This window comes from Halobacillus sp. (assembly GCF_049282395.1).
Classification (GTDB): domain Bacteria; phylum Bacillota; class Bacilli; order Bacillales; family Halobacillaceae; genus Halobacillus.
In genome coordinates this window covers 1-6,691 of sequence record NZ_JBAPTY010000340.1, presented here as the reverse complement: position 1 = coordinate 6,691, position 6,691 = coordinate 1, and the positions used below count along the sequence as shown (strand labels likewise).

Annotated in this window: 7 protein-coding genes and 1 riboswitch; of the genes, 4 read left to right on the top strand and 3 right to left on the bottom strand. The window is 43.3% G+C overall.

Translation table 11 applies throughout. The features are described 5' to 3' along the window. Window positions 1-446: 446 nt before the first annotated feature. The 4 genes from WAM07_RS14570 to WAM07_RS14555 all read left to right on the top strand — a co-directional run bounded on the left by WAM07_RS14570 (window position 447) and on the right by WAM07_RS14555 (window position 3,991). A complete protein-coding gene (locus WAM07_RS14570; RefSeq protein ID WP_422167983.1) occupies window positions 447-1,145 on the top strand; it encodes an AIM24 family protein in 699 nt (232 codons plus the stop codon). Window positions 1,146-1,323: 178 nt separating this feature from the next. Then, window positions 1,324-1,443, top strand: a riboswitch (SAM riboswitch). Between the two features lie 119 nt (window positions 1,444-1,562). Continuing rightward, window positions 1,563-2,036, top strand: coding sequence for a peptide-methionine (S)-S-oxide reductase MsrA (gene msrA / locus WAM07_RS14565; RefSeq protein WP_014642047.1), 474 nt, complete (start codon window positions 1,563-1,565; stop codon window positions 2,034-2,036). A gap of 150 nt (window positions 2,037-2,186) precedes the next feature. Beyond that, window positions 2,187-3,287 carry an ethanolamine utilization protein EutH gene (eutH, locus tag WAM07_RS14560; protein ID WP_422167981.1) on the top strand — a complete coding sequence of 367 codons (1,101 nt, stop codon included), beginning with the start codon at window positions 2,187-2,189 and terminating at the stop codon, window positions 3,285-3,287. A gap of 50 nt (window positions 3,288-3,337) precedes the next feature. After that, window positions 3,338-3,991, top strand: a complete 654-nt coding sequence (locus WAM07_RS14555) for a peroxiredoxin-like family protein (RefSeq protein WP_422167980.1) — start codon at window positions 3,338-3,340, stop codon at window positions 3,989-3,991. A 41-nt stretch (window positions 3,992-4,032) separates the two neighbouring features. On the opposite strand, the gene WAM07_RS14550 is transcribed toward WAM07_RS14555, so the two are convergent. The 3 genes from WAM07_RS14550 to WAM07_RS14540 all read right to left on the bottom strand — a co-directional run bounded on the left by WAM07_RS14550 (window position 4,033) and on the right by WAM07_RS14540 (window position 6,383). Then, on the bottom strand, window positions 4,033-4,557 hold the full coding sequence (locus WAM07_RS14550; RefSeq protein ID WP_014642050.1) for a ribonuclease H-like YkuK family protein: 525 nt from the start codon (window positions 4,555-4,557) through the stop codon (window positions 4,033-4,035). A 224-nt stretch (window positions 4,558-4,781) separates the two neighbouring features. Beyond that, complete coding sequence (locus tag WAM07_RS14545; protein ID WP_422167978.1) at window positions 4,782-5,489, bottom strand: hypothetical protein; 708 nt, start codon at window positions 5,487-5,489, stop codon at window positions 4,782-4,784. A gap of 135 nt (window positions 5,490-5,624) precedes the next feature. Beyond that, a complete protein-coding gene (locus tag WAM07_RS14540; protein WP_422167976.1) occupies window positions 5,625-6,383 on the bottom strand; it encodes a poly-gamma-glutamate hydrolase family protein in 759 nt (252 codons plus the stop codon). Window positions 6,384-6,691: the final 308 nt, after the last annotated feature.

The following is a 6,691-nucleotide window of genomic DNA, read 5'->3' as shown; positions in this document are numbered from 1 at the left end:
TTCTTCAAGTGGGTGAGGGATAAACCCGTTTCGAGCTTCTGATTCGGCCAGGTCCGGAGGGGAACGGGGAGACTCCTGTGGGATAAACATGATCGGTGAGACCCCGGAAAGCTTTAGCTTGAGGAGGGTCAGCACATGGGATGTTCGACTAAGATCGCCACGTCCTGTGGCAACGTCGAACGACCCTGCGTCGTGCAGGGCCGGAAAGCGAGTCGTTCCCCGCAGGACCTAACTCTCTCGCGAGATATCTTGAAACTGAGTCTTACACAAACGGGAGCATATCTTTAATATTCAAAAGAAATTTAAGGTAGTACAAGAACTCACAGTTTCCGGACTCTCTTTAATCATCAGTTCAGCAAAATTCCCCTTTGTGAAGAAGGAGTACCTTAGGAATAGAGCGAATATCCTAGTTAGGAACCAACTTTGTGATTAAAGGGGAGAGAAGAATGAGCAAATATTCTATTGAACAATTTATAAGAGAAACAAAGCAGGACGATGCAGAGAATGAATACTTCGAGTTGGAAACCCCGCGGATCCTGGAAGTGAACCTGACCGACCAGGTGTGGGCGAAAGCAGGATCCATGATCTCGTACAACGGGCAGATTAAATTTGAAAGAGAAGGATTCCTTGAGCACGGCGTAGGTCGTTTCGTGAAAAAAGCCATGAGTGGAGAAGGAAGCTCTCTGATGAAAGCTACCGGACGTGGCAGCCTTTACCTAGCCGATCAAGGCAAAAAAATTACTATTCTGGAACTGGATAACGAAGAAATTACAGTGAACGGCAATGACCTTCTCGCCTTTGAGCCAGGCGTAGACTGGGATATTCAACTGATGAAAAAAGTTGCCGGAATGATGTCGGGCGGCTTATTCAACGTTAAACTGAAGGGAAGAGGTAAAGTAGCGATCACGTCTCATTACGAACCGCTTACCATTATGGTGCGCACGGGGCAGCCAGTAATTACCGATCCGAATGCTACGGTCGCCTGGTCGGGTCATTTACAGCCTGAGTTTCGTACAGATATCAGCTTTAAAACTCTCATTGGACGGGGAAGTGGAGAATCGATCCAAATGGAATTCAATGGCGACGGCTTTGTCATCGTCCAGCCGTTTGAAGAGATCAATACTTCAGGCGAGCGCGGCAAATAAAGATTTGTCGAATGATGGAGAGTTAAATATAGACTGGCATTTTCTCATGGCAATCTGAATAGAGTAAAAGACTGGGAGCTGAATGTGTTTTTTTCCAAAAAAAATTCAAGCTTCATCCTTTACTTCACTGCTAAAACGTTGTAAGATATGAAATAACTTAAAAATAAATAACGGAAACTTCTTATCCAGAGAGGCGGAGGGACTGGCCCTTTGATGCCCGGCAACCATCGAATCAATCTAAGGATTGACGAGAACGGTGCCAATTCCTGTAGGATGGTGACATCCTAAGAGATGAGAGGATCGTACGGACTATAATACGACCCCTTTTCTTGGATAAGAAAAGGGGTCTTTACGTTGTCATATACCCGTGAAGGCTCTCGATAGAAGTTGCGTTAAAAAAGAAAGGAAAGATGAGATATGGCGAAGGCAATTTTTGGAGCAGGGTGTTTCTGGGGAGTAGAAGCATTCTTTGAAAAATTTGAAGGCATTACATCTACACGAGTAGGTTATATTGGCGGGAATCTGGATAATCCATCTTATGAACAGGTGAAAACGGGTAAAACAGGTCACGCAGAAGCTGTGAAAGTAGAGTATGACCCAACTGTCATTACTTATTCTGAACTCGTAAATATCTTTTTTGAAACGCACGACCCAACATCAAAAAATCGTCAAGGTGCCGATATCGGTCACCAATACCGCTCGGCGATCTTTTACAATGATGCCAGTCAAAAATATATTGCTGAAGAAAAAATTAAAGAGTGGGATGAGAAAGGCACTTTCAAGCGCCCGATTGTAACAGAGGTTGTTAAGACCACCACTTTCTATGAAGCGGAAGAGCATCATCAGAAGTATTTGCAGAAGAACGGTTCAGTAGCATGTGGAATCGGCTAAAATCGCTGATCCTTATAAGGCGCTCAGAGTATTTACTCTGAGTGCTTTTTTATTTTTAGGGCTGCGAAGTTACGCACAGAACCAGGAAGGGAAAACCTTTGAACAGAGCGAAATGAGTGAGAGATAGGTTTCGTGAAGGGGGGAGCGAATTTGTTATGGATCAATGAATCGATATTAATCATCATGTGTTTGTTTATGGTGGCAGGGGCCCTGGATTACTATGTTCTTAATCAGCGTTTATCTTTAGGAAAGCATTTCTATGATGCCTTTATGATGATGGGGCCGCTAGCCTTGTCCATGGTAGGAATCATTTCGCTTGCTCCCGTCTTGTCAGAAGTCGCTGCACCAGTCATTGGTCCTGTCTTTAAAGAGCTGGGTGCCGATCCCTCTATGTTTGCTTCTATGATTTTAGCGATTGATATGGGGGCGTATTCCCTGGCAGAAGCTTTAGCCTTAACGGATGAAGCGGCTGTGTTTTCATGGGCATTTTTAGGAACAATGATGGGTCCGACGCTCGTCTTTACTATCCCGGTCGCCCTTACTGTCATTCAAAAAGAAGACCGTCCTTATTTCGCAAAAGGGATCCTCATCGGAATAGTGACAATCCCGATCGGCTGTCTGGCAGGCGGAGCGATCGCAGGATATGAATGGTTATGGATGCTGCAGAACTTATTGCCGGCGCTTCTCCTTTCTGTTCTAATCGGGATAGGATTATGGTTGTTTACGGAGGGGGCTATACGTGTATTTGCCTGGTTTGGGAAAGGCGTCGAACTCCTTATTATTACCGGACTTGCAGCTATTACGATTGAAACGCTCACGGAATTCACCCTCATTTCAGGCATGGCCCCGCTTTCTGACGGGGTCTCTATTGTAGGCAGGATTACCGTTACCCTTGCAGGAGCTTATCCTTTAATCGCTTTTTTAAATCAAAAAGGGGAAAAGGTATGGAATCGGTTGAGCCAGAAGATTGGTTTAAATGCTTCCGCTATGACCGGCCTTTTGGCTTCCCTTGCCCATCATTTACCCATGCTCGCCATGATGAAGCATATGGATCGCCGGGGGAAAATAGTGAATTCGGCTTTTGCTGTAAGTGGAGCTTTTGTACTGGGGAGCCACTTTGCTTTTGTAGCAGGAATTGAAAAAGATATGATTGTTCCTGTTATTGTGGGCAAGCTGATCGCTGGAGGACTCGCTGTAGGTATTGCCTTACTTTTAACAAGAAGGAATGAGCAGATGACTTTAACCAAGTAATCAACTAGGCTATAATCGACGTGAATCTAACCATAAAGGAGTTTTTTCCTGTGAAGACAGAAATGAAAGAGCGCTACAACGAATACATTGAAAAATTCAAAGCGACGGCTCCTGGAGATGTGCAAGAGAAAATGAAGCAGGCCATTCAAGAACTGGAGCAATCTTCTGATGGAAAAGGTCTATCCGAAGGCAAAAAAGCTCCCAATTTCAACCTTCCTGATGCGAAGGGAAATTCAATAGAATTATACAAACAACTGGAAGAAGGACCTGTCATATTGACGTTTTACCGTGGAGGCTGGTGTCCTTATTGTAATATGGAACTCCGGGCTTATCAGGAGATTCTTGGTGACATTCACGATAGTGGGGGCGAACTAATTGCGATTAGTCCTGAACAGCCTGATCACTCTTTATCCACCACTGAGAAAAATGACCTCCAGTTCCATGTGGTAAGTGATGTTGGAAATGAAACGGCCAATCAGTATAATCTCGTATATCAGCTCCCGGATTATCTTGTGGACGTGTACAAAGAAAAAGGGCTGCGAGTGGACGAGCATAATGGGGATGAAACGTGGACACTTCCTGTTTCCGCAACTTATGTAATTGACCAGGATGGAACCATTGTTTATGAATACACCAAAGAAGATTACAAAGATCGTGCAGAGCCTTCAGAAGTACTGGAGCAATTAAAAAAAGCACGAGTATAATAAAGGAAGCACAACCCCAGTTCGACTGTGGTTGTGCTTTTTTATTTTGTGTATTTGTTAGCATAGCTGCTTGCGGCAATCGAATCTGGCTTAATTTTCGGCTCGATCCCAAGCGATTCAATTCGGGCTACCATTTCATTTACATACAGTCTTGTCCGGTTCCGCTCTCCTGAACCAATGTCAATGTGCCCCTCCATTGTAAAAGTAGCCCCTTTATAAATATGAGGCAGAATGATATCAATCATTTCATTTTTCTTGTCTTCTGTGAATAAAGAAGCGATATGTTCGGTAAGTGATGTCTCATAAGAGATGCGCTCATGAAGCGTGGTCATTTTTCGTGAAATAAGTTTCTTACAGAAACAGGCCCAAGCGCCTTTTCCAACACGTTGGATGACGATCCCTGTAATAAAAATGGTGTGAGAAGGGTGGATTTGAGAATCAGTACCAAGCATTAAACGGTAATTTCCGAGCGGATCCTTTTTCATGAAGGTCAGGATATGGTCAAATACTTGATCAAAGTCCATCTTTTTGTGGGTAATGTTTTGGAACTTGAGGTCCTTTTCCATCTCAGTCACCCCTTTGTTTGTTAAGCAAGGACATTACATGCTGCCTTCCTTACTATAGGATATTCATCAAGTCTTACTGGAATGCAGATTCAGAAGAGGTGCCGCAGTAATTTAACTTTATCACGTATATAACGGGAGTATCCCACCTTTATTATAAAATTATGTAAGAATTTATTGAAGAATAGTGGTAGGGGGAGGGAAATGCTTTTAATTAGCCCTCTTCCTTAAGAAACACGATTCTTTTGGAACCAGCTAAAGAAAATAATAAATAATAGAATGACGACAAAAGCACCTGTAATAAATTTGATAAGTGTGTTTTCCTGATAAGCAAAGGTTGCTCCATATCCCCATATGAAAACGAGAGGAAACCACGTATCTTTCTGAATAAAATAAAAGGCAAGGGCAATGAGTCCTCCCGCTACAAGAATAAAAGCGGACCATCCTAGTTCTCCAATGGAAAATAATTCTTGTACTCCATTTGCTTTCAAAACGACAAAGGTATCCACGATAGTAGCTATAGAGGTCCAGGCGAGGTAAATGGAAAAGGGAGTTCTGTATTTTTGCGTAGAGAGATTAAGTCTTTGAATGCTCGTATATACCACAGAGAGGGTAAGCAGCGATAAAGTAATAAATAGTAGCGACGGAGTTGTTCCAACAATAACGGTAGTCCCGGATAGGAACATACTTAAAGGAAACCATAGCCCGATATGATCAACGACACGATCAAGCTCTTCATTTGCAAAGAAAGATTTCATTAGAAAGACGAAAAGAAGTAAGTAAATAACAAACCATATAGAAAAGGCAAACGGGGCCGGCATAACATATACATTAGCGGTAGATGGCTTCATGAAATCTTGTGATAAGAAGAAGGAAGCGGTGAGCAGATAAATAAAGCTGGCTAGATTAATCAACTTCAAACCAAGCAGTCTCATGTGATGATCTCCTTTACTCTGTGTTGTTCATCTCGCTGCCGTTGGACTGGCCGGGTCAGGACAGCTGGGTGCTAGTACAGTGTATGTGCCCATTTGCATTAAATGACAGGTGGATGTAATCTCACCTTTGTTTGATTAGAGGTTTCTCTCTTCATATTCTTTTAGTGCCGCACGGATAGAGTCCGTATATTCGTTAAAGGCTTCTGTTTGATTGGAAACTTCATTTCTGGAGCTGTAGCTAATGTTTCCATTTTCATAAAAAGCTTTTCTTTGCGCTCGTGTTAATTCCAGTTGAACACCCTGTCCGGTTTTGGTTTGGTTCACAATGTTATTTGGATGGTCGCCGTCTAAATACTTGGGGGCTTCCTTAACACGGAAGCCGCTTGATTCTAAATGATCAGAAATTAAGCCTCGTAAACCCTCGTTTAATCCACCAAGTAGTGTTTTTTTCTTTTCCCCTTCAGCCCCATGGATAGAAATATGGATCGACGCTTCGTTCGCCATAGAAAGAGCCTGAGGTTCATCAAAATTGACAGAACTTATATGTAAGTTATTAAAATTTCCGGAACTAAGCTTTCCTTTAAAGGTGTAAAAGCTGTATTTTTCACCGGCAACAGCGTCTGCCAGCTGTGAAGTTACCTGCTCAATTCCTCCTCCGTGAATGGCACTTACGAGCACATGGTTATTTGGAGATTCACGTTTTTTAATTTCCCAATCTTCATTTTCTTCGTACACCTCACTTAACTCCGTGAAGGTGCAGAATCGATCACCTTCTGCTGGACACTCCACGGAAGAGACGCTTCTGCTAAAGCTGTTATTCTGAAGCAGAAGGGTTATGGCTGCCGCAGAAGCAGCCAGCGTAACTGCTCCAATAATCAATTTAATTTTAAACATGGAATCACTCTCGCTCTCTAAAGTGTTCAATTTATTAATGGATCTAACGAACAGCTCCGTTAATATCGCAGTGTTGACCTTACACATAAGCTCCCGTTTGTGGAAGACTTAGTTTCGAGATATCTCGTGAGAGAGTTAGGTCCTGCGGGGAACGACTCGCTTTCCGTGGGCATGTGCTGAGCCTCCTCAAGCTAAAGCTTTCCGGGGTCTCACCGATCATGTTTATCCCACAGGAGTCTCCCCGTTCCCCTCCGGACCTGGCCGAATCAGAAGCTCGAAACGGGTTTATCCCTCACCCACTTGAAGAA

Coding starts and splice junctions, on each gene's coding strand:
- WAM07_RS14570 (WP_422167983.1), top strand. CDS start 447: ATGAGCAAATATTCTATTGAACAATTTATAAGAGAAACAAAGCAGGAC.
- msrA (WP_014642047.1), top strand. CDS start 1,563: ATGGCGAAGGCAATTTTTGGAGCAGGGTGTTTCTGGGGAGTAGAAGCA.
- WAM07_RS14550 (WP_014642050.1), bottom strand. CDS start 4,557: ATGGAAAAGGACCTCAAGTTCCAAAACATTACCCACAAAAAGATGGAC.
- WAM07_RS14545 (WP_422167978.1), bottom strand. CDS start 5,489: ATGAGACTGCTTGGTTTGAAGTTGATTAATCTAGCCAGCTTTATTTAT.
- WAM07_RS14540 (WP_422167976.1), bottom strand. CDS start 6,383: ATGTTTAAAATTAAATTGATTATTGGAGCAGTTACGCTGGCTGCTTCT.